We start from the raw sequence: 20,698 nt of genomic DNA on the forward strand, positions 1-20,698 counted from the left end.
GGAGCTTTTAAATGTTAATTAGGAACAATCAAGTGTAAGTTAGGTGGATGTTTAAGTAAGTAGAATTATTCCATTTTTACTCTGCTACACCTGTTTCGGTTATTTTAAAATTTGTCTCGATTTGAAAATTAATGTCTGGGTACTGGTCGTACCATTGTTCTTTATTCCACTGTCTTGATTTTGCGCTTGCCATTTGACCTATTCCAATCGGATCAACATTTAATTCTTGAAATTGTTGTATTAGATTTGTTGCTTGTTCTTTAAACTTTTCTTCGGCCGCTGTTTCAATTTCTATAATTTTTTTCTCGTTTAATTCACTTTCAGAGTATTCACGAATGGTTAAATTCATTTTGACTTTAACCTTAACCTCAGGATTATTATTAAGGTTTTGAATATCATAATCTGTATGTGAACTAATTTTAAATAACAAGGCTTGATCTTCATCGTTAATATCAACTAAGAATGTATCATTCTCAGTTTTTTTCTGAACTAACGTCTTAAATGTGAAAAGTTGATCTTGATTGACATGTCCGACTATTTGATCTTCTTTTAATAAGGCCACCCCAGAAATCTTAATTGAATTCTTGTCTTGTGATAGATCAGGTATAAATGGATCTTTACCTTTAGCGTAATAATCATTAAAAAATAAATGAAGGTTTGTTCTAGGCAATGATCCTGAAATGATATTGTGATCAAGTGTGTCGGAAATAAACATACCATTATCTTGGCTACTATATTGACCTTGCAGTAATTTAGAAACTTCATCTTTGGTCGTTGCTATATATGCTCTAGAACCTATAGACGGATCTCTAATCATTCCATCTACAATTGTTAATACGCCATTATCTGCTAATTCCTCATTAATAATAATAGCTTCAATTTTTCCACTGACGAAAGGTTTTGAATTCGACATACTGAATTTATGTTTAGCGTCTTTGCTTAAGGGTGTTAACACTGTGAATGTTTCATTAATCGTTGATTTATCGGCTTGAAAAAACGGTGATACAGCAGTTACTTTGATTTGGTCGTTCTCACCTGGATCATAACCGACAGCTGTGGTCAAACGAACTTCATCTAGGATTCTTTGGTCAATACATCCTGATAATAGCACAATTATTAAAATAAGAAGCGCTTTTTTCATGACTTTTTCTTCCTTCCTATTCGAAAATAAGTCATTAAGAGTAAGAAAGGTAAATAACATGTAATTAAATAAAATCCAATTTGCGAGAAATACTCGTTAAACGTCACTAATTGATCGTGACTACTAATAAACATATTTGCTCCTAAAGTTAGTAATAAAATTAAGATTAATCCTTTGCGTTGACTAAAACGAAAGAGTTGCCTTATACCTCTTGAAGCCGCCCAGAATGCTAAGCAAACATTTGGTAGAATAATGAGTCCCCATGAAGAGATTCCAATGTATTCGAACCGCTCAACAAATGGCATTTCAACCGTTTTCCACATCGTAAGCGTCGGCCAGTAATGCCTGACTAAATGACCTTCTGTAAAATAAGCAATAGTAATTAGAATGATTATTAAATATAAAATAAATGAATATAAATTCCCCGCATGGCCCCAGACTTTCGACTTTTCAGGTTCTTTTATATAAGGATAAAAAATTAATAATGCGCTAAAACCAATGAAACTGAATGTCATCGTTTGACTAGCGGATAAAATATCTCGATATGAATGATTCCATACGGGTAATAGGTGATTGAAGTTAGTATATTCCAATGTATAAATGAGTGATAGGATGAGATAGGATGGTATAACGATTCCTAGAAACGCTACACCTGTTACTACACGAAAACCACCCGAGACTAGATAATATATTAATATTAAATAGACTGATGTTACCCAAAACATATTTATGTCCGAAAACATCCATACTTGGACGACTTGTAAAAATGTTCTTAGCACGACTACACCAATACCAATGAAATATAAAATCCAAACAAAGCTAAATACACCACCAAGCCATTTGCCAAACACATCATAATGAATTGTTATGAGATCGCCATTTCCATACTTTAAGATTTTGTAGATTATCCATATAAGTATATGGATAAGCAATCCCGCTAAAATGACGGCAATCCATGAATCGTTCCCAGCAATATTAACAACGTTAGATTGAAAGCCTAATACTCCAACTCCGATTTGAATAGAACTAATTAGAAAAAGTACTAAATAAGGTGACACTTTATATCTATCACTAACTTGTCTTTGTAGTTCCTTCACTTTAATCCCTACTCATCGATTTCCTTTTTTTCTTTTGCCTTTTTCTTATTAAAGCGCATTGTATCTTGTGCTTGAACCTCCACAGGGCGCTGAGATTGGAACGTCCAAGGAAGACGAATGAAAGCATCCTTAAAGTCCTTCACTCTAGGAGGATATATCGGTTCTAAAAATGGCCTACCTAAAGAAGTTAACCTAAGCAAGTGTCCCATAAAGAAACAAAAACAGATTGACACTCCTAGTAATCCCCACAAGTGAGCACTAAATAGAAATGGAAAACGGATTAGTCGAATCGTATTACCGATTTGGTATACAGGCGTTGTAAATGATGCTAAAGCAGCAAGTGCTACAAAGATTAATAAAACATTACTCGTTAATCCGGCTTCAACAGAGGCGGTTCCAATCACGATTCCACCCACGATGCCAATGGTCTGGCCGACTTTTGTTGGAAGCCTTGCACCTGCTTCTCGAAGTAACTCAATCGCCAGTTCTAAAAAGATGGCTTCTAATATAGGCGGAAGTGGTATTTCCCGTCTGGAAGTGACGAGAATGCCTAATAAATCTTTTGGAATTAATTCATAATGGTACGTTAAAACGGCTACGTAGAGAGGTGTAACCAAGATAGAAAAGAATACTCCAAATAAACGTACGAGCCTAAAAAATGAAGCCGTAATCCAATTTAAGAAATAATCTTCAAATGCTGAGAAAAATTCTACTAAAGTCGTTGGTGCAATGATTGCGTGTGGCGCACCATCGACTAAAAACGCAACCTTCCCTTCCGTCAAAATTGCCGCCACCCTGTCAGGCCGTTCAGTATCGATTAATTGTGGAAAAGGTGAGTTTTGATTATCTGAAATTAATTGCACGATATAAGAGCTATCGATGATGGAGTCTACTTCAATTGATTGTAGACGCTCTCTTAAGGTGTTAACGTTCTCCTCATTTGTAATGCCTTCAATCGATAGAATGGCAACTTTTGATTTCGTAATTTTACCAACAGTCATTTCTTCAATTCTTAATTCAGGGATGGGTAACCGTTTACGAATGAGGTTTAAGTTCGTATCTAGTGATTCAACAAAAGCTTCTTTTGGACCAACGACGCTAAATTCAACTTCAGGAATCGAAACGTTACGGTTTTTATTAATTTTAGCCCGCATTAGAGCAACACTTTGGCTGTTTTCACCTACTTGAACCATGCAGGATCCTGAGAGAATTTGGTTTTGAATTTTATTTACATCACTGGTTGTTTCAATGTTTTCAGAAGGTACGACTTCTCGAACATCTTCAACAGAATTTACCTGCTCCTTTTTTATATAAGGGATAATATCCCGATGTAAAATTTTACGATCAACTAATGAATGAAAGTAAAAAAGTTTTACTTTCTTAATACCATCCTTGATGACAACTTCTTTGAAATCATTTGAACCACGTAGCTGCTTTAGTAAGTCAAATAGATTATCATCAACTTCAGCTTTGTTATTCTTAGGATTTTGTTCCTTATGATGTTTAAAGAACCATTTTTTGAAATTCATAATGTCACCTGACCGATTTAGTTCATAATTCATAATTTTTCCTAGAGATTATTTCTTATGCATAAGGTTCCATATTTCTTTTCAGTAAAAACGGGCATCCCTGCTCAATTAATCTGTTAGGAACGTTATGGATGGTAAAGTCTTTAGGATTCAAATGTTCATTGACTTCATTCCAAAATAAAGGTGTTGCAACTGTCGCATCCTCAGTCGCTCTTGGTGAATAAGGGGCAACAATGGTCTTACCAGGGGCGTGTTGAATATAGTCAATGTATAAACGTTTTCCTCGGTTTTTCTTAAGTCTTTCAATCGTAAAGTCTTCAGGGTATTGGTTAACTAAAACGGTCGCAACAGCCTCCATAAACTCTCTTGTATCATCAAACGTCATACTCTTAGGCATTAATGGAATGTGGATTTGAAGTCCTGTTTTGCCTGACGTTTTAACTAAAGGGGCATAGTCTTGATGTTCAACCATGTCTTTAATCAAAAGGGCGGCTTTAATAGCTAATGGAAACTCATTGAGTGTAGGTGGATCTAAGTCAAACACCATCTCATCTGGGTATTCTGAATCAATGGTTTGAAATGGAACGTGAAATTCTAGAGCTGCGTGATTCCCAAACCACAGAAGACTTTTTAGATCTTGGCATAAGATATCTTCTTCATCATCTTCACTAGGAGCAGTTTTAATAAAATCCGGTGCATAATCGGGTAGGTGTTTTTGATAAAATGAATGTTCATGAATGCCATCTGGATAACGAATCATCGTAATTCGTTTATCGATTAGTCTTGGTAATAACAGTGGTGCCACTTCTCTTAGATAAAGGACATAATCAAGTTTACTGACACTAGGGAATAAAAGTTTGTCTGGCTTAGATATATCAACCTCTTTGGGCAGTTGAGCAAGTCCAATTCTTACATTTTCTATCGAGCATTCGTCTGGTTCTAAATCAAAACGAAACTGTTTAAAAGAAGGTTCTCTTAGTTCTTCATCATTTGCATCTAAACAATTAATGTCGACGACCGCTGCCTCGGGAACTGTCCAGGATTCCTGATCAGTTGGCTCTCCATGTTCTTTAATAAAAGACACAAGGGTATCTTTTTGTTGAGTTGAAAAGCCGTTTTTAACTTTACCTAACGGAACATAATTTTGACCATTTAAAATTTCGACATCGAAATAGTCGTTATTCATATTCCAACCTGTGATTACACCTTGTACCACTCGGTAGTGTTTAACCTTTATCCATTGATCCGTTCGTTTTCCGAGTTTGTAATTTGATGAAAGATGTTTAGCCACTAAGCCTTCACTTTGATGAAGGTCCATGATGTCTTGGATACTTTCTAACGATTGGAATTGTTCAACTAAATTTAAGCGCTGACTAGGGTGAAATTCTTCTACCCTTAAGTTCTCAAATAAGGATTCAAGTTGTTTTCGACGGGCTTTTAAGGTTTGAGCGTTTGCCGATTCACCTGAACATGTAACTAAATCAAAAATGATCAGTGAAGCGGGTCTAGTTTCACTGAATTTTTTAACTTTATTTTTGGCCTTGAGTCGGCCACGTTGTTGAATGGATGAAAAATCAGCGTGATAAGGAGTATTTAAAACCACTAATTCGCCATCTAAAAATAAAGGAAGATGGTCTCTAATGTCTTCTGTTAAAGCTTTACAAAATTGCGTGATTTCTGGGAAGGAGCTTGTTAACTCTTTGCCATTTCGGCTCCAAAGCTTAACGTTTTGTTCGGTCCATTCTAATCCACAACGAAATCCGTCATATTTAATTTCATAAACCCAATCCTTTGAGCTTGGAGCTTCGTCCACTAACGTTGGCAACATCGGTTTCCACATTTTCATCCCTCCATTTTATAATTTTTACTTAACCTTGCATTATTATGAGGAGAAGACAAAAACTAACGTTAAAAGAGGTGATGAATATGCATACGATGTGGAAAGGAACGATTAGCTTTGGGCTAGTCAATATCCCGGTCAAACTCCACTCAGCAACGGAAAATAAAGATATTAAGTTACGCAATTTGCATAAAGAGTGCCAGTCTCCAGTTAAATATGAGAAAGTTTGTCCTGTGTGTGAGAAAGAAGTGACAAACGATGATATTGTAAAAGGATTTGAATATACGAAAAATAAATTCGTTATTCTAGAAGAAGAAGATTTGGCGACGCTAAAGGATGAGAAAGCAGATAAACAAGTGGAAATTATGGACTTTGTGAAATTAGAAGAGATTGATCCTATATACTTTGAGCGAAGTTATTATCTGTCTCCAAATGATGGGGGAGGGAAGGCTTACGCTCTCTTACGCCAGGCACTAAAAGACTCTGGTAAAATCGGACTCGCTAAAATTACCATCAGGTCAAAAGAACATTTGGCTGTTGTGAGAATTTATAATGATACGCTTGTGATGGAAACCATTCACTATCCAGATGAAGTTAGAGATGTGCAAGAGGTTCCAAATGTTCCAGAGGAGACGAATGTCGTTGATAAAGAACTTGAAACGGCGAAAATGTTAATAGATCAATTAACAACTGAATTTGATCCTGAGAAATATACGGATGAATACAGAACAGCTTTAATGGATTTAATTGAGAAGAAAAAAGATGGGGAAGAGATTGCAACTGCCAAAGAACCAGAAACACCGGAAAATGTAACGGACCTCATGGATGCACTGGAAAAATCGCTTAACAAATCACAAAAAAACAAGAAAAAATCAAACACAACGAAGAAAAAACAAACATCTACAACATCGAAAAAGAAATCTTCTGGACAGAAGAAAGAAAAAGCCAAGGCCACATAGAATGTTATGGGAAGTGGATTTAGTGATAAAAGAAATGCCCAGAAATCTCTGAGCAATTCAGGGAATGTGGGCATTTCATATTTTTAAATCTTGGTTTTACCTTCTTTATTAGGTTTAACCTACGCCGTTGCCATTGTCCCCGTTACCGTTAGTAGGGAATAGTTGGCTTTGTTCTGGAACTACTGGGGCTGGGCAAGTACCTGTAGGAAGAATTAACTCTTCACGCGGCTGACATAAGTCGGCAACCAATTCTAAAGTGACATCGTAAACAGCTTGGATACTTTGACACAAACGTACCGAGATGACAGCATCGAAAGTGACAGGGTCAACATCACCGCCAAAACAGTCAAAGGATACAATAAAACACTCTTCGTTTGTGAAATCAATTTCAATATCTGTCGTTTCTGGAGCATATAAAATAACTTGCTCGCTTCTGGAGTAAGTTCTTAGAAATTCTTCCACTTCTACAGTACCGTCAACGTCGTATGGGATTTCAAGTAGGACATCAAAGTTTTTCCTTAAAGTGATAACTTGTAAGGTGATGTCAGTACCATCAACATTAAACGTACGGTCCTCACGGTCGATTTCTTCAACTGCTCCTTCTTCAGCAGGTGTTACAGTACACGTAATATCATCTACGAGAATCGATTCGCAGTCTACAATATCTACTAATCCGGCTGCTGTAATATTAATGTCAAACGTTGCATCATTAATAATCCAGTCATAAACTTGCTCAGTATTAATACAGACTAGTTCCTGACCACCGGCAAGGTTTTCATTTTTCATATAAAGAAGCACCTCTCTATTTATTTTTATATAAGTTCCTCTATTTAGAGGTTCTTACATTGATAAAGTATGACCTGACAGTCTCTTCATGTAGTGAAGGAGTACATTAAATCTATATATGTTTGAAAATGTATCTTTGTCCACTCCCCATGGATAAAGGCTCTTCGGATATGACCGAAGAGCCTTTATTTAATTGCCGCATCCGCAATTTCTTTTTCTACTTCTTCTACGCTTAGAAGACTTTACTTCTACTGCTTTATATTTTTTATATACTTTCAAAAAGTTCACTCCTTTATAACCTGAAATGGACAGTTTAAGTACTGTCTAGAATCATTGATTTGATAACTTCTAACGTCAGGTTCAGTATATTTAAGAGACACGATCATTATGAAAATATCTTGGTCTCGGTGATTAAATAGATCCAAAGCCGACGGGATGGCACTTGTATTTGGGTGTGAATGGTAGATGGCAAGTATATCCTCGTGTGTCGTTTCTATGTCTTGTAAAACTTGACTTAATTGTTTGTTTCCAACGTAAAAACGATGAAGTTGCTGGGATTCATTTTCGAGAGGCCAAAACGTATAAATCGTTCGATCAATCCCTGTCAATATTCCACATCCTTCAAGAGGGAAGGCATTCTTGGCGTTTTTAATCATTTGGTTATAAGGTTGTTCATATATACGAATCATAATCGTTTTAAAAACGAACTGTTGAGTAATTTGTCTAAAGTACTTTGATTCTCTTTTTGGTGTGCTATTGATTCTTTAGGCTGTTTAACTTCTTTTGTTTCCGTTTGTTTAGGACTCTCTTGTTTTGAAGGTTGCTTAGTGGTTCGGTTATAGGGTTTAATATGCCTAGGCTTTGCATTCGAGACTTGTTGAGCTTTATAACGTTTTAATGTTTTTTTTTAGGTGTTTGTACCATGCTAGAATTATTCATCAAGGATTGCAGGTGACGATAGTTGGTGACGGGTGTTTGCTGAGTAATTGTTTTTTGCATTGGCACACGAGAATTGGTTGGGGATACTTGTTGATTTGAGTTATGGTCTTTTTGTTGTTTAATTAAAATATTTTTTATATCTGACAGTTCTAGCTTCATTTCGATTAAAATACTTTCTAATGATTTTAAAGAATCTTGTAATGTTTGTGTCTCATCATTACGGTTATGCTCCTCCTGACTCAATGTGTGAACAGCTCCTTCTAGTAACTCTATATGGCGGTTGAGTAGGCTGAGGTTAGCCTCTAACTCTGAGTGGTTAGCACGTTCCTGTTTGATTTCATCTAACAGCTTGTAAGAATCAGTCAAGCTAGATTTTATTTGATTAATATCCTTTACCTTCTTCAATAGACTCACCTCTTAACATTATTATTTTATTATGAATCTATTAAAAGAGTGTATTTAATAGGAGTAATTGTACGAATGACACAGGTTATAGTGTCATAAATATTGTTATTGAACGATTTACTGAGAGGACGTGAAGTTGAATGTCAGATCTCTTGATGCAACTTAATGAAAAACTTCAACAGCTAGATCAAGAGAACCAAAAATTTATTAATCGAATTCAAGAATCATTAAATCAATTCCCTCGAACTCCCATCAGTTATTTTTCTTATTCATTAAATGTCTCCAACGCTCTAGATGAAAATAATATTATCATTGCAAATTATACACTTTTCAATATAACCACTCATGAGATTCACCAGCCATTTATTTGTTTAAAACTTCCCGAAGATCCTTTTTTTCATATGACAGGAAAAATCATTAGTCCAGATATGAAACGAAAAGGACAACCTGGAGCGTGGGAGCGGTTTACACAATCAGACCGCTCACAAGATTATTGGTTAAAGCCAGTTGATAAAGATGTATTATTTCCCGGTGAAAAATTATCGTTTTCTAATTTTCAACTAACGTATGCTGCTGAACAAAATTATAACGCTAATGTGCAAGGTTTTTTCTATGGTGAAGGTTATCATGAAGGCGTTCCGGCAATAAATTCGATTAGCATTAGTGGGAAGGTGAGGGGGGATTCAGTTGAGTCGTGATGTCTATTTAAAAAAGTTAATTTACCAGACGCTTGACGATCAGCTTGATAAGATGAAGAAGAATCGTAAGGATGAACAAAGTTTTTTATATTTGGAAGGGGAAAGTATTCATCTACTCCTCACCTTATTGTTACTGAATATGGATGCTCCAGTTGAAGAAAGTCAGTTAAAACAAGTCGAAGACAAAGATATTAATCAGATTTTAAATAATTTGGATCAAATGATTGTGAATAAAAGACAGTCCTATAATAAGATATTGCAAGAATTGGGGGTTGAACGGATCTAATCATTCGGGCATATACATAGGTATTCGAATGATGGAAAGTGAGGAAGACCGGTGTCCAGACAAACGCATGATCCCATTATACTGAAGCAGCGTTTAATCCATGTTCAATCCGAATTAAAGAAGTATCAAAACTATGTGAAGCACTATCAAACGACGTATAATTATCAACTCATCGAGCAATTAAAAATAGAAAACCAAGCGTTGAAAGATGAGAAAAAGGCTTTAAAGCAACACTTAGAAGAATTAGAGAAGAAATTGGAGGACTATAAACGTAAATCAGAAGTATCTGCTATTAAAGTTAAAATGTATCAAACGTCGGTTGAGAGTCATGAACAAAAACATCAACAACGTCTATTAGAGTTTGAAGGATTAAAAGAAGAGTATGAAAAACTTCAAAACACATTATCCCTAGCACAATCTAATCAAAGTCAAGCTGAAAAAACAATTAAGTCGCAAGCTTCAGACATTCATCAGCTAACAAAAAAGTATGATCAATATAAGAGTCAAATTAAGCAACTAGATAGTCATAATCAAAAGTTGCATCAGAATAGTCAGGACTTACAACAAACGATAGAAAATCTGAAGGATGAAAAGGGGAAGATAGAGTCGTTATTTAAATCAAGGTTGATTCAACAGTTGGTAAGACTCATTCAAGATTATGGTATGAAATTTGAGAAAGAAGAACTTTCACAAAAAGATTACCTAATTCTTGCTCTAGAAGAGAAATTAGATTACTTATCCCAAGAGCTCGATTTATTAGAGAAGCAATCATAAAAGAGGCTGCACCAAGTAATGGGCAGCCTCTTAATTTTGAATTAATTTAACTGGTCTTTTTCTACTTGTCCATCTTTAAGCACGTATTGAATATTATCGTTATCCGCTAATGAATAAATATCATCTATCGGATTTGATTTCGTAATGACAACGTCTGCGAGTTTTCCTGCTTCAAGTGTTCCGATTTGATCATCCCAACCTAAACACTCAGCGGCAGTCTTCGTCGTAGCGACAATGGAATCCATTGGTGTCATGCCGGAATCAACCATTAAGCCAAGCTCTCTTAAGTTGGTGCCGTGTTTCATGACGCCTGCGTCAGTTCCCATCGCAATTTTTACACCAGCGTTGTAAGCTTTCGTGAAGCTTTCTTTGTGGGCTTCGATAACTTCTTTCGATTTTTCGACTGCTGATTGAGGCATACCTTTCTCATCCGCTGTTTCTAATACGGAAACAGGTGCGAGAAGGGTAGGTACAAGGTATGTGCCGTTTTCAAGCATGAGTTCGATCGCTTCATCATCTAGGAAAATACCATGTTCGATTGAGTGAATACCTGCGCGAACTGCGTTTTTAATTCCTTCTGACCCTTGCGCGTGAGCCATCACTTTAACGCCTTTACGGAAACGACCTTCTTCAACAATCGCTTCAAGTTCTTCTTGGGTAAACTGAGTGAATTCAGGATGGTCTGTTGGGCTTAAAACACCACCTGTTGCATGAACTTTAATCACTTCAGCGCCGGCGCGAAGCATTTCTCTCGTTTTCTTTCTCACTTCAGCGACACCGTCACAACGGCCGTCTGGCATACCTCGATGACCAGAAGGGAGAAGGTCTAGCGTATCACCGTTTAATTGAGTACCATCACCATGACCGCCTGTGATCGTTAAAGCGTTGATACTAATTTGAAGGCGTGGACCTTTAACTAAGCCGTTTTCGACAGCCTTTTTAACGCCTAAATCCGTTCCAAGTGCATCACGGACTGTTGTTACACCAGCATTTAATGTGTTTTCAAGATACTTTTGCGCTTGGAAGTACATATATGAAAAAGGCGTTGTTAAACGTTCAGCCAAAGGTGTGTATTCCATCATCATATGAACGTGCGTATCAATTAATCCTGGTAGAACAGTTCCGCCTTGAGCATCAACCACCTGTTCATCACCTGATGCTTGATATTGTGATTCCTCACCAACATAGACGATATGTTTGTCTCCTACTACAACCACATATCCTTTCTTGGGTTCGCCACCATTTCCATCTACCACTAAACCATTTTTAATTAATGTTTTACTCATTTAAAAAAACCTCCTATAACGTTTGTATTAATATCCCTGCGATCACAACGGATGCAACAGTTACGGTTGTAAAACCGCCGATCAGCATAGGTGTTAATAGCTCATCGAAAATCATTTTTTCTTCCTTTTCATTTCGTGCAGCACTTCTACTTACTTCTTCACAGAGGATGTAATCTCCTGGGAAACCGAATAAAGCTGTTAGGGCAACTGGCATTCCTTTGAATGGATCCCACTTAACAAGTTTAGACCCAACATAGCCACCAAGTGCGATACCGGACGTACCTAGAAGTAAGATCGTTAAAATGGCTGGTAGGTTATCTAATACTTGCTGTGGAGATACATCAGCCATCGTGCCAATGACGACGAAAATAATACCAATCATCGTTAATGTGAATGAATTAGCTTTATTTAAGGATTCATTTTCAAGGAAACCTACTTTAACAGATAAAATTCCGAGACCTAAGCACCATAGACTATAATGGATGCCTGTTAACTCCCCAAGGCCAACACCAACGGCACCGACGACGAACACTAAAAATAACTTGATTGTCGTACTCGCACGAAGAGGCCCTTGTTTACTTTCGTTTTCGGAGTTTAAACTGTCACCTTTCATTGGAACAAAAGTACCTTCATCGATCCCTTTAATAATCTTTTTGGAGTAACGTCGCATGAAGTTTAGCGCTAAAGGCATTCCCAAAACACCTTGGAAAGCGACGATTAACGCGGGGATCACGACGATGGCTGATAGGCCAATTTCAGTTAATTTCTCCTGGGTGATTAAAAGCGCCACAACACCGCCACTAATTGGTCCAATACCTGCGATGGCTGTTTCATAGTTAAACACCACCGTAACTACCGATATTACAATAATTCCAGAAACCGTAATGCCACTCAGTGCGATGATGACAGCTTTATATTGCTGTCTTAATACTTTTAACGGGATTAATGTCCCCATATGAACAATGGCTGGACCAATTAAGATCGATCCTAGTACAGCGAATTGTGAGCGGTCCATGATGTCTTCTGGGAATATGCCAGTCCACGACAGGATTAGGAAGCTCACCATAGCTGTTAATAACATTGGGACTCTTGCTCTTGTCACGATTGATACCCACTCGCCAAAAGCAATGAGCGCGAAAATCAATACTGTTGCGATTAATGGATGGTTGAATAATTCTGTCATTCCTAATCCTCCTAAATAAATTTAATCATAAATATAACACCGCTCTGAAAGGCTGTCCAGAGGAGATTTCTGACTATTTTTTCTAATTCTAAAATTTTAATTGTTTTGTGAAAGCGATTTAAACATGATGAAATTAAACGCGTAACCGATTACATAAAAAGCCTGTTAAACCGCTTTCAATTCAGGGATTTTTTTTGAATTTGGATACAAAGTATAAATGAAGGAGTCTGAGAGAAATTAATAAGAACTACAAGAAAAAGGAGAAAAAGTATGGCTATAGATGAAATACAACCAAAAGAGGTAGAGCAGCAATTAGGACAGAACAAAAAGTTAAGCATCATTGACGTACGTGAAGATGATGAAGTGGCACAAGGTAAGATTCCAGGAGCTAAGCACATTCCACTAGGCGAACTACAAGATCGTCTAGATGAAATTAATAAAGATAAAGAGCACGTAATGGTATGCCGATCCGGAGGTAGAAGTGGTAAAGCGACCGATTATTTAGCCAGTAAAGGTTACAACGTGAAAAATATGCCTGGTGGAATGTTGGAATGGGAAGGAAAAGTTGACCGATAGGAGGTTGAAACAAATGGAAGTTAATGTAAATCATGTATTAGATGCTAAAGGCCTTGCTTGTCCAATGCCAATTGTGAAAACGAAAAAAGAAATTGACCAAATAGAACCTGGACAAGTCATAGAAATTCAGGCTACGGATCAAGGTTCGACCGCAGACCTTAAAGCCTGGGCTGAAAATACCGGACATCAGTATTTAGGGACTAAAGAGGAAGGTGATGTATTAAAGCACTATGTTCGTAAATCCAGTGAAGAAGATACTACCGAAACGAAGCATCAGGATGTGTTGGAATTAGAGAACTTAAAGGATAGATTAGAAGGTGACGAACAGATTACGATTCTTGATGTACGTGAACCTGCTGAGTATGCATTTGGACACATTCCAGGGTCCATCAATATTCCGTTGGGGGAGCTTGAAGATCGAAGTGAAGAGCTAAATCAAGATGATGATATTCATGTGATTTGCCGAACAGGTAACAGGAGTGATTTGGCAGCTCAAAAACTTTCCGGAAAAGGGTTCTCGAGTGTGAAGAATGTCGTTCCTGGTATGAAAGATTGGGACGGGCCAGTTAATCAAAATCATTAAAAAGAAGATGTATTAAGTATGAAAGTAGCCATTATTGCTGCAAACGGAAACATGTTTGATGCCTATAAAGTTTTTAATATCGCAACGGCCGCAGCTGCGACTGATGCGGAAGTCGGGATCTTTTTTACATTTGAGGGGTTAAATTTAATTCATAAAGATGCACATAAGCAATTGCCTTTGCCATCTGGTAAGGAGCATTTCCAAGAAGGTTTTCAAAAGGCTAATGTGCCACCTGTTGAAGAGCTTTTAGATATGGCTAAAGATATGAATGTTAAGATGATCGGTTGTCAGATGACGATGGATGTGATGAGTTTAGAGCAAGATCAGTTTGTAGAAGGCATTGAAGTAGGGGGGGCAGCGACCTTTTTAAGTTATGCAGAAGACGCAGATGTCACATTAGCATTTTAAGGAGGGATGATTATGGCAGAAGTCAATCACATCTCAGTGAAAGAACTAACTGAGAAAATTTTAAATCATGAAAAATTATTTATATTGGATGTACGAAATACAGGGGAATTTGATGATTGGAAGGTTGAAGGTGAAAATGTTGAGATTCACAATCAGCCATATTTTGATTTAATGGATGGGGTTGAACCAGTTGAGGAAAAACTCCCAAAAGAAGAACCAATCTATGTGATTTGTGCCAAAGGTGGTTCATCACAAATGGTTGCTGAACAAATCGCTGAAGCAGGTTATGACAATGTTTATTCAATAGAAGGTGGTATGAAAGCCTACAGTGAACACTTAGAGCCCATCAAGGTAGGTGAAGTATCAGATGGTGAGATCTACCAATTTGTACGTATTGGTAAAGGCTGTTTATCTTATTTGATTGTCTCAAATGGAGAAGGAGCGATTGTGGATTCAAACCGAATGTCAACACCCTACGAACAATTTGTATCAAAACATCAAGTCGATGTTAAATACGTCATCGATACGCACTTACATGCAGACCATATTTCAGGAGGTAAAAATTTAGCTGAAAAACTAGGTGCCGATTATTATTTACCGCCTAAAGACGCCGAAGGAATTACGTTTGAATTTAATGATATTCAAGAAGATGATGAACTAAATGTCGGAAGCACTAAAATTAAATCTTTTTATTCCCCGGGACATACGATTGGCAGTACCTCTTACATTGTCGATGATCAATACTTATTGACAGGTGATATTCTATTTATTGAATCGATCGGTAGACCTGATTTAGCGGGTAAGGCTGAAGACTGGGTGAGCGATTTGAGAGAAACATTGTATGAACGGTACAAAAAACTTTCACATGACCTCATTGTTTTACCAGCGCATTATATGAGCGTGGATGAAATGAATGACGACGGCACCGTTTCTGAAAATTTGGGTGAGCTGTACAAAGAAAACCACGGCTTAAACATTGAAGATGAACAGGAATTCCGTCACGCTGTAACCGACAATCTACCACCACAACCGAACTCGTACGATGAAATACGTCAAACAAATTTAGGTAAAATGGATCCTGAAGATGAAAAAAGAAGAGAAATGGAAATAGGGCCTAATCGATGTGCCATAAAATAATATATTAAAAAAGTCCACGGAATGTGGGCTTTTTTAATTTGACAAGTTTTAAGAAGCTACAAAAGACTAACTGAAAAAACTTCTAAATTAGAACTCGTCAAAATATAATGAAACAAACTTAGAAAAGGATGGTGTCTATGGCTAATTTAAACGAAGCATCTAAAGTTTATTTAGAGTTGTTTAAAGAAATGCCAGATTTTACATTAATGGAACCTGAAGAGATCAGGAATTTATTTGAAGACATGCCACTTGGTGACTATGAGCCAGAAGAAGTTGCGCATGTTGAAGACCGAACGATAACGGCACGTGACGGTTATAAAATTCCGATACGGGTGTATACCCCTGAAGGTGAAGGGCCTTTCCCTGTATTTATTTATTACCACGGCGGTGGCTGGGTGTTAGGTGATTTAGATTTCGCCGATTCTAGTTGTCGTATTTTAGCTAATGAATTAAATCGTGTGGTCATCTCGGTGGATTACCGATTGGCACCGGAACATAAGTACCCAACGCCACTAGAAGACTGCTACAACGCATTAGAGTGGGTCTACGCCAATCCAATTGAAATAGATGGCGATGTTTCTAACTTAGTAATAGGTGGAGACAGTGCAGGGGGGAATTTAGCGGGTGCTGTTTCGATGCTAAGTAAAGATCGAGAAGGCCCTCCTATTAGTGCACAAGTATTAATTTATCCGGTGACAAATTTGAGCTACGATACGTCTTCCTATGAAGAATTTAAAGAAGGATATGGGTTAGACCGCGACTTGATGAAATGGTTTGGTGAGCATTACGTCAAGGAAGAGAATGATTATTTTAACCCTTATGTAGCGCCTTTAACTTGTCAGGATTTAAGTGGTTTACCGCCTGCGTTTGTTATTGTCGCTGAAAATGATGTGTTACGCGATGAAGGTTTGGCGTACGCCAGAAGGTTAAAAGAAGCTGGTGTAAAAATGGATGCCAAATTAGAACTAGGCGTTATTCACGGATTTTTTACGAACGTCCTATTTTTTGAAAAACAAGTTTATCAGACGGTTAGAAAAATTAATCACTTTTTAGCAGATGTGACACAAAAAGTCGCTGAAAAGTAGTGAGCAGCCTGCAGTTTTATCTGCAGGTTTACTTTTGTATATTTTATAGAAGATGTGGTATAATACGAACAAACGTTCTTATTTCGGAGGGTGCTTAATGGATAACTTATTAAGAAGAGCACTGGACAATAAACAAAAGCTCGAAATGATTTACTTAAGTGAAAAAGGTGAATACTCCCAACGGGTCGTTCGAATTGTTGAGGTTAAAGAACATGTTTTTTTAGCTTTTTGTTATACGAAACGTGCTGTTAGACGATTTAAAAAAGTTCAAGTCTTATCTATTTTACCTTATAAGAAGGGAAAACAAGACTTCGCCTAGAATGAGGACGAAAAGGATGAGATTCGTGAGGGGGATTAGATGAGCTTTGATAATATTACAGACGTTCCAGGTGTGAAGGTTGGGCATCAGCAAGATTTAGATGCGCTGACAGGGTGCACCGTTATTTTAACCGAAGAAGGCGCAACAGCTGGTGTTGATGTAAGAGGATCAGCACCTGGAACGCGTGAAACGGATTTACTTGATCCGATCAATACGGTTGATCAAGTCCATGCCATTTGTTTATCAGGTGGAAGCGCCTTTGGCTTAGATGCGGCAAGTGGTGTTACAAACTATTTGGAGGAAAAAGGCATCGGTCTTGACGTTCATGTTGCAAAAGTTCCAATTGTACCTTCTGCTATTTTGTTTGATTTAGCGATTGGTGATGCCAAAGTCAGACCTAATCAACAAATGGGGTATGAAGCGACACAAAAGGCAGCTAGCGGCATTTTTAAACAAGGAAATGTTGGCGCTGGCGCTGGTGCAACAGTTGGGAAGGTGTTAGGCTTCGAGCATGCGATGAAAAGCGGCTTGGGCAGCGCAGCGGTTGAACTAGATAACGGATTATCAGTAGGTGCCGTAGTTGCTGTTAACGCATTCGGTGACATTCGCGACCCGAAAACAGGCGAAATCATCGCTGGTGCCTTAAAACCCGAAGACGGGAGCATTGTTGATAGCGAATCATTTATTATTAATCAAGCGGAATCCTTTGGCCAAGTTGGTCAAAACACAACAATTGGTGTGATTGCCGTAAATGCAAGTCTATCTAAAGCTGAGGCAAAAAAAGTTTCGCAAATAACTCAAAATGCGATCGGCAGAACTGTTCATCCAGCACATACGATGTTTGACGGCGACACTATTTTTACAGTAGCAACTGGCAAAGAACGATACTCATTAGACGTTATCGGAAGCTTGGCAACACAAGTGATGGAAGAAGCTATTATACGCGCGGTGAAAGAAGCAGAAACGATCCAAAGTATTAAAGCATATGAATAAATAAACTCATCTGCATATTTTTCCCAATAATGAGGCAAGCTAATGATTGGGAAAATGGAGGTGAGATTGGATGGCACGCATAGCAGTAGAGGAAACACTTTCGGATGTCAAACAAGCCCTACAAGAACAAGGCCACGATGTTGTTACATTAGAAGGCGATAACGCAGCAGGTTGTGATTGTAGTTGTGTATCTGGACAAGATCAAAACGTAATGGGAATGAGTGAAGCAACTTCAGATGCTTCCATGATTAATTGCGATGGAATGACCGCTGAAGAAGTCGTACAAGAAGTGAATGAACGATTACAAAATAGGTAATGAATAGGCTGTCCACGAAGGTGTGGACAGCCTAAATTTTTGGGTTTTGATGAAAACCTCGTGAATACCCTTTATAAATCAGACTCTAACATAATCAATTCCATCTGGATGAATGCCAACATCAAAGCGTCCTTTTTCTTTAAGAGTTTCCATATTAATAATCGAAACATCATTCGTTTTATTGTTCGCGACATAAGCTAGATTACCTTCAGGGTTAAAGACAATGCCGCCAGCCCAACGTCCGACAGGAATTCGCTTAATCTCCCAAGGTCGTTTAGTGCCGTTGATCTCCTGTTCGCACAAAATAACAGAAACATCATGAGAGTGTCTGTTGGCAATTAAGGCATATTTACCATCAGATGAGAAGACGAGTCGAACGGGGCAATCCCCCACACCACGTTTATATAGAGTTTCATAAGTCTCAAGATCGATGACAAAAACATTATTCTCCTCTTGATTAGCTACATAAAGGTGTCTGCCATTAGGGTGTACGGCTACCCCTTCTGGACCTTGTCCTACTGGAAAATGATTGACCACTTTTTCACTCGCCACATCAATTTCTGTAATATTATGACTCCCGATATTTGGCACATAAACCGTTTTTCTATCTGGCGAAAATGAAATCATATGAGAATGTTTTTGGTATGTAGGGAAAACATTTTCAATTTCATCTGAGTCCGTATTAATTATAAAAATTTTGCTAGAAAAAGTCGATGCCAAATAAAGTTTCTTGCCATCCTTCGTTAGGTCAACACCATGCGGGAACTTAAAGTCTGGATGCTCTATCGTTTTTACGATTTCAAATGTGTTATTGTCCATGACATCGAGTTTGTTACCAAGTGAGCATGCAATGTAAGTCTTTCTACCATCATGTGTCGTAATCACTTCGTGCGGGTTATGCGAAGTCGGAATTGTTTTTATTACCTCATTAGACTCTATATCCACAACTGATAATGTATCTTCGTCCTTGTTTAGCACGATTAAATAATCATTCATCATATTATCCTCCTTTTTTATAATAATTATTTTAACATTTTGACAAAACGAAAACATTAATAAACTAAAGGGTTTATGATATTCTAACGAAGTAGACGGATTTAAAAGGAGATACACTGTATGGATTTTAAAATTTTATATGAAGATAACCATTTGATTTTTGTTGAAAAGCCGGTAAACATCCCGGTTCAAGCTGATCAATCTAAAGATAGAGATTTATTAACAATGATAAAAGAATTTATAAAAGTTCGTGATGAAAAACCTGGAAATGTCTATCTCGGCTTAGTGCACAGGCTTGATCGCCCCGTTGGTGGAGTAATGGTTTTTGCGAAAACTTCCAAAGCCGCATCACGTTTATCAGATCAAATACGGAGAAATGCTTTTGATAAGGAATACTTAACCGTGGTACGAGGACGAACGAAGAAGATGCAGGACTCATTAAAAGATTTTCTTGTAAAAGACAAAAAGGAAAATAAAGTCTACATATCTTCTCATAATAACTCAGAGGCTAAAAAAGCATTGTTAGATTATGAGGTGATGGGAGAGAAGAAGGGGCTTAGCTTACTTCGCATTCAGTTACATACCGGAAGACCGCACCAAATTCGAGTTCAGCTATCATCACGCGGTTTACCGATTTATGGTGATCAAAAATACGGAGAAAAAGTTAACCAACCAGGCCAACAAATTGCTTTATGGTCACACACCTTAGCGTTAGAACACCCTACTAAAAAAGAAGAAGTCCGAGTGGTGTCAAATCCACCGATGGGCTTCCCTTGGCATTTATGGGCAGAGTATTACTCATCATAGACGAAAACTTTTATCGATTGGACAAAGTCATTGACTAAAGGCTCCTCTAAGATCAATGTCAGAAGAACTATGACCGAAATGACGAGAATGAACGTCTCAGAAGTTCCACCTGTTCGGTAAGTGATGAAGTGACTAGGATTAAGAGGCTTTTTCAAAATTGGATAAAGTAATGGTACACCACGGTTTGAGAAAAAGTCTCCCATAATATGACCGATATACCCAATAGATAGCCCGTATGTAAATGGTGATGGGTAGTACAAACAAATAATGCTAATTAAAACCCAGCAAAATAGTGAGTGTGTAAATCCGCGATGTCCAAATAATAGTTGGACAACCCGTGATAATCCAAACGACCTTTTACCGATAAATGAATCTTTTTTATCTAAATCCGGAAGCACACTCCCTAGTGCGGCACCTGCTATGTAACCGGCTGTAAATGGAATGGCGGCGTATTTGGATACGGCTGCTGCGATGGTTAATGATGTTATGATGTGTGTTTTGGCTTCCAACGTTGTCACCTGTCTTGTTGTTTGGTTGAGTATTATTATTTTACCA

General features: G+C 37.7%; 24 protein-coding genes. 13 read left to right on the top strand and 11 right to left on the bottom strand.

Going from position 1 to position 20,698, the window contains the following annotated elements:
* Window positions 1-76 precede the first annotated feature (76 nt).
* Genes EDC24_RS10440 through ligD form a run of 4 tightly spaced genes read right to left on the bottom strand, consistent with a single transcriptional unit; the run spans window position 77 to window position 5,607 of the window.
* Window positions 77-1,141 (bottom strand): Ger(x)C family spore germination protein, encoded by a 1,065-nt coding sequence (locus EDC24_RS10440; protein ID WP_170158552.1) that lies wholly within the window; start codon window positions 1,139-1,141, stop codon window positions 77-79.
* Window positions 1,138-2,238, bottom strand: a complete 1,101-nt coding sequence (locus EDC24_RS10445; protein WP_170158553.1) for a GerAB/ArcD/ProY family transporter — start codon at window positions 2,236-2,238, stop codon at window positions 1,138-1,140. The genes EDC24_RS10440 and EDC24_RS10445 overlap by 4 nt, the downstream gene beginning before the upstream one ends.
* A gap of 8 nt (window positions 2,239-2,246) precedes the next feature.
* Window positions 2,247-3,800 (bottom strand): spore germination protein, encoded by a 1,554-nt coding sequence (locus EDC24_RS10450; RefSeq protein ID WP_245998114.1) that lies wholly within the window; start codon window positions 3,798-3,800, stop codon window positions 2,247-2,249.
* A 22-nt stretch (window positions 3,801-3,822) separates the two neighbouring features.
* On the bottom strand, window positions 3,823-5,607 hold the full coding sequence (gene ligD / locus EDC24_RS10455) for a DNA ligase D (RefSeq protein WP_170158554.1): 1,785 nt from the start codon (window positions 5,605-5,607) through the stop codon (window positions 3,823-3,825).
* 86 nt (window positions 5,608-5,693) lie between these two features.
* On the opposite strand from ligD, the gene ku reads away from it, so the two are divergent.
* On the top strand, window positions 5,694-6,566 hold the full coding sequence (ku, locus tag EDC24_RS10460) for a non-homologous end joining protein Ku (protein WP_124222324.1): 873 nt from the start codon (window positions 5,694-5,696) through the stop codon (window positions 6,564-6,566).
* A 114-nt stretch (window positions 6,567-6,680) separates the two neighbouring features.
* Here ku and EDC24_RS10465 read toward each other — a convergent pair whose 3' ends face one another.
* From EDC24_RS10465 to EDC24_RS10475, 3 genes are all read right to left on the bottom strand, one after another.
* Window positions 6,681-7,352 carry a BMQ_0737 family morphogenetic spore coat protein gene (locus EDC24_RS10465; RefSeq protein ID WP_124222326.1) on the bottom strand — a complete coding sequence of 224 codons (672 nt, stop codon included), beginning with the start codon at window positions 7,350-7,352 and terminating at the stop codon, window positions 6,681-6,683.
* A gap of 284 nt (window positions 7,353-7,636) precedes the next feature.
* A complete protein-coding gene (locus EDC24_RS10470; protein WP_124222328.1) occupies window positions 7,637-8,041 on the bottom strand; it encodes a M67 family metallopeptidase in 405 nt (134 codons plus the stop codon).
* A gap of 205 nt (window positions 8,042-8,246) precedes the next feature.
* Window positions 8,247-8,696 (bottom strand): hypothetical protein, encoded by a 450-nt coding sequence (locus EDC24_RS10475; RefSeq protein WP_124222330.1) that lies wholly within the window; start codon window positions 8,694-8,696, stop codon window positions 8,247-8,249.
* A gap of 140 nt (window positions 8,697-8,836) precedes the next feature.
* Between EDC24_RS10475 and EDC24_RS10480 the strand changes: the two genes are divergently transcribed.
* From EDC24_RS10480 to EDC24_RS10490, 3 genes are read left to right on the top strand one after another with little or no spacing between them, the layout of a single operon-like run.
* A complete protein-coding gene (locus EDC24_RS10480) occupies window positions 8,837-9,394 on the top strand; it encodes a hypothetical protein (RefSeq protein ID WP_124222332.1) in 558 nt (185 codons plus the stop codon).
* Window positions 9,384-9,680, top strand: a complete 297-nt coding sequence (locus tag EDC24_RS10485) for a hypothetical protein (RefSeq protein ID WP_124222334.1) — start codon at window positions 9,384-9,386, stop codon at window positions 9,678-9,680. Before EDC24_RS10480 ends, EDC24_RS10485 begins: the two co-directional genes overlap by 11 nt.
* Before the next feature lie 51 nt (window positions 9,681-9,731).
* Window positions 9,732-10,454, top strand: coding sequence for a hypothetical protein (locus EDC24_RS10490; protein ID WP_124222336.1), 723 nt, complete (start codon window positions 9,732-9,734; stop codon window positions 10,452-10,454).
* 41 nt (window positions 10,455-10,495) lie between these two features.
* Here the strand turns inward: EDC24_RS10490 and EDC24_RS10495 are convergent, their stop codons facing one another.
* Both EDC24_RS10495 and EDC24_RS10500 read right to left on the bottom strand, forming a co-directional pair.
* Window positions 10,496-11,740 carry a metal-dependent hydrolase family protein gene (locus tag EDC24_RS10495; RefSeq protein WP_124222338.1) on the bottom strand — a complete coding sequence of 415 codons (1,245 nt, stop codon included), beginning with the start codon at window positions 11,738-11,740 and terminating at the stop codon, window positions 10,496-10,498.
* A 13-nt stretch (window positions 11,741-11,753) separates the two neighbouring features.
* Window positions 11,754-12,923 carry a hypothetical protein gene (locus EDC24_RS10500; protein ID WP_124222340.1) on the bottom strand — a complete coding sequence of 390 codons (1,170 nt, stop codon included), beginning with the start codon at window positions 12,921-12,923 and terminating at the stop codon, window positions 11,754-11,756.
* A gap of 270 nt (window positions 12,924-13,193) precedes the next feature.
* Between EDC24_RS10500 and EDC24_RS10505 the strand changes: the two genes are divergently transcribed.
* The 8 genes from EDC24_RS10505 (at window position 13,194) to EDC24_RS10540 (ending at window position 18,340) form a co-directional block, all read left to right on the top strand.
* Window positions 13,194-13,499, top strand: coding sequence for a rhodanese-like domain-containing protein (locus EDC24_RS10505; RefSeq protein WP_124222342.1), 306 nt, complete (start codon window positions 13,194-13,196; stop codon window positions 13,497-13,499).
* Between the two features lie 13 nt (window positions 13,500-13,512).
* Window positions 13,513-14,082 carry a sulfurtransferase TusA family protein gene (locus EDC24_RS10510; protein WP_124222344.1) on the top strand — a complete coding sequence of 190 codons (570 nt, stop codon included), beginning with the start codon at window positions 13,513-13,515 and terminating at the stop codon, window positions 14,080-14,082.
* Between the two features lie 18 nt (window positions 14,083-14,100).
* Complete coding sequence (locus tag EDC24_RS10515) at window positions 14,101-14,490, top strand: DsrE/DsrF/DrsH-like family protein (RefSeq protein WP_124222346.1); 390 nt, start codon at window positions 14,101-14,103, stop codon at window positions 14,488-14,490.
* 12 nt (window positions 14,491-14,502) lie between these two features.
* On the top strand, window positions 14,503-15,627 hold the full coding sequence (locus EDC24_RS10520) for an MBL fold metallo-hydrolase (RefSeq protein ID WP_124222348.1): 1,125 nt from the start codon (window positions 14,503-14,505) through the stop codon (window positions 15,625-15,627).
* Between the two features lie 137 nt (window positions 15,628-15,764).
* Window positions 15,765-16,712: an alpha/beta hydrolase gene (locus EDC24_RS10525; protein WP_124222350.1), complete on the top strand. Its 948-nt coding sequence runs from the start codon at window positions 15,765-15,767 to the stop codon at window positions 16,710-16,712.
* 97 nt (window positions 16,713-16,809) lie between these two features.
* Complete coding sequence (locus EDC24_RS10530; RefSeq protein WP_124222353.1) at window positions 16,810-17,031, top strand: hypothetical protein; 222 nt, start codon at window positions 16,810-16,812, stop codon at window positions 17,029-17,031.
* Window positions 17,032-17,070: 39 nt separating this feature from the next.
* Window positions 17,071-18,024, top strand: a complete 954-nt coding sequence (locus EDC24_RS10535; protein ID WP_124222355.1) for a P1 family peptidase — start codon at window positions 17,071-17,073, stop codon at window positions 18,022-18,024.
* Between the two features lie 70 nt (window positions 18,025-18,094).
* The gene (locus EDC24_RS10540) at window positions 18,095-18,340 is read left to right on the top strand and encodes a YkuS family protein (RefSeq protein WP_124222357.1); all 246 of its coding nucleotides are present in this window, start codon (window positions 18,095-18,097) and stop codon (window positions 18,338-18,340) included.
* Window positions 18,341-18,418: 78 nt separating this feature from the next.
* On the opposite strand, the gene EDC24_RS10545 is transcribed toward EDC24_RS10540, so the two are convergent.
* Window positions 18,419-19,336: a YncE family protein gene (locus EDC24_RS10545; protein ID WP_124222595.1), complete on the bottom strand. Its 918-nt coding sequence runs from the start codon at window positions 19,334-19,336 to the stop codon at window positions 18,419-18,421.
* Window positions 19,337-19,456: 120 nt separating this feature from the next.
* Here EDC24_RS10545 and EDC24_RS10550 point away from each other — a divergent pair, with 120 nt between their 5' ends.
* Window positions 19,457-20,143 (top strand): RluA family pseudouridine synthase, encoded by a 687-nt coding sequence (locus EDC24_RS10550; protein ID WP_124222359.1) that lies wholly within the window; start codon window positions 19,457-19,459, stop codon window positions 20,141-20,143.
* On the opposite strand, the gene EDC24_RS10555 is transcribed toward EDC24_RS10550, so the two are convergent.
* Complete coding sequence (locus EDC24_RS10555) at window positions 20,131-20,652, bottom strand: metal-dependent hydrolase (RefSeq protein ID WP_170158555.1); 522 nt, start codon at window positions 20,650-20,652, stop codon at window positions 20,131-20,133. The genes EDC24_RS10550 and EDC24_RS10555 overlap by 13 nt on opposite strands.
* Between the last annotated feature and the right edge of the window lie 46 nt (window positions 20,653-20,698).

This window comes from Aquisalibacillus elongatus, from assembly GCF_003843875.1.
GTDB classification, from domain to species: domain Bacteria; phylum Bacillota; class Bacilli; order Bacillales; family Alkalibacillaceae; genus Aquisalibacillus; species Aquisalibacillus elongatus.

Excerpts from the sequence above, each read along its gene's own strand:
- EDC24_RS10440 (WP_170158552.1), bottom strand. The coding sequence starts at position 1,141 with ATGAAAAAAGCGCTTCTTATTTTAATAATTGTGCTATTATCAGGATGT.
- EDC24_RS10450 (WP_245998114.1), bottom strand. The coding sequence starts at position 3,800 with ATGAATTATGAACTAAATCGGTCAGGTGACATTATGAATTTCAAAAAA.
- ligD (WP_170158554.1), bottom strand. The coding sequence starts at position 5,607 with ATGTGGAAACCGATGTTGCCAACGTTAGTGGACGAAGCTCCAAGCTCA.
- ku (WP_124222324.1), top strand. The coding sequence starts at position 5,694 with ATGCATACGATGTGGAAAGGAACGATTAGCTTTGGGCTAGTCAATATC.
- EDC24_RS10465 (WP_124222326.1), bottom strand. The coding sequence starts at position 7,352 with ATGAAAAATGAAAACCTTGCCGGTGGTCAGGAACTAGTCTGTATTAAT.
- EDC24_RS10470 (WP_124222328.1), bottom strand. The coding sequence starts at position 8,041 with ATGATTCGTATATATGAACAACCTTATAACCAAATGATTAAAAACGCC.
- EDC24_RS10480 (WP_124222332.1), top strand. The coding sequence starts at position 8,837 with ATGTCAGATCTCTTGATGCAACTTAATGAAAAACTTCAACAGCTAGAT.
- EDC24_RS10495 (WP_124222338.1), bottom strand. The coding sequence starts at position 11,740 with ATGAGTAAAACATTAATTAAAAATGGTTTAGTGGTAGATGGAAATGGT.
- EDC24_RS10500 (WP_124222340.1), bottom strand. The coding sequence starts at position 12,923 with ATGACAGAATTATTCAACCATCCATTAATCGCAACAGTATTGATTTTC.
- EDC24_RS10505 (WP_124222342.1), top strand. The coding sequence starts at position 13,194 with ATGGCTATAGATGAAATACAACCAAAAGAGGTAGAGCAGCAATTAGGA.
- EDC24_RS10510 (WP_124222344.1), top strand. The coding sequence starts at position 13,513 with ATGGAAGTTAATGTAAATCATGTATTAGATGCTAAAGGCCTTGCTTGT.
- EDC24_RS10515 (WP_124222346.1), top strand. The coding sequence starts at position 14,101 with ATGAAAGTAGCCATTATTGCTGCAAACGGAAACATGTTTGATGCCTAT.
- EDC24_RS10520 (WP_124222348.1), top strand. The coding sequence starts at position 14,503 with ATGGCAGAAGTCAATCACATCTCAGTGAAAGAACTAACTGAGAAAATT.
- EDC24_RS10525 (WP_124222350.1), top strand. The coding sequence starts at position 15,765 with ATGGCTAATTTAAACGAAGCATCTAAAGTTTATTTAGAGTTGTTTAAA.
- EDC24_RS10530 (WP_124222353.1), top strand. The coding sequence starts at position 16,810 with ATGGATAACTTATTAAGAAGAGCACTGGACAATAAACAAAAGCTCGAA.
- EDC24_RS10535 (WP_124222355.1), top strand. The coding sequence starts at position 17,071 with ATGAGCTTTGATAATATTACAGACGTTCCAGGTGTGAAGGTTGGGCAT.
- EDC24_RS10540 (WP_124222357.1), top strand. The coding sequence starts at position 18,095 with ATGGCACGCATAGCAGTAGAGGAAACACTTTCGGATGTCAAACAAGCC.
- EDC24_RS10545 (WP_124222595.1), bottom strand. The coding sequence starts at position 19,336 with ATGAATGATTATTTAATCGTGCTAAACAAGGACGAAGATACATTATCA.
- EDC24_RS10550 (WP_124222359.1), top strand. The coding sequence starts at position 19,457 with ATGGATTTTAAAATTTTATATGAAGATAACCATTTGATTTTTGTTGAA.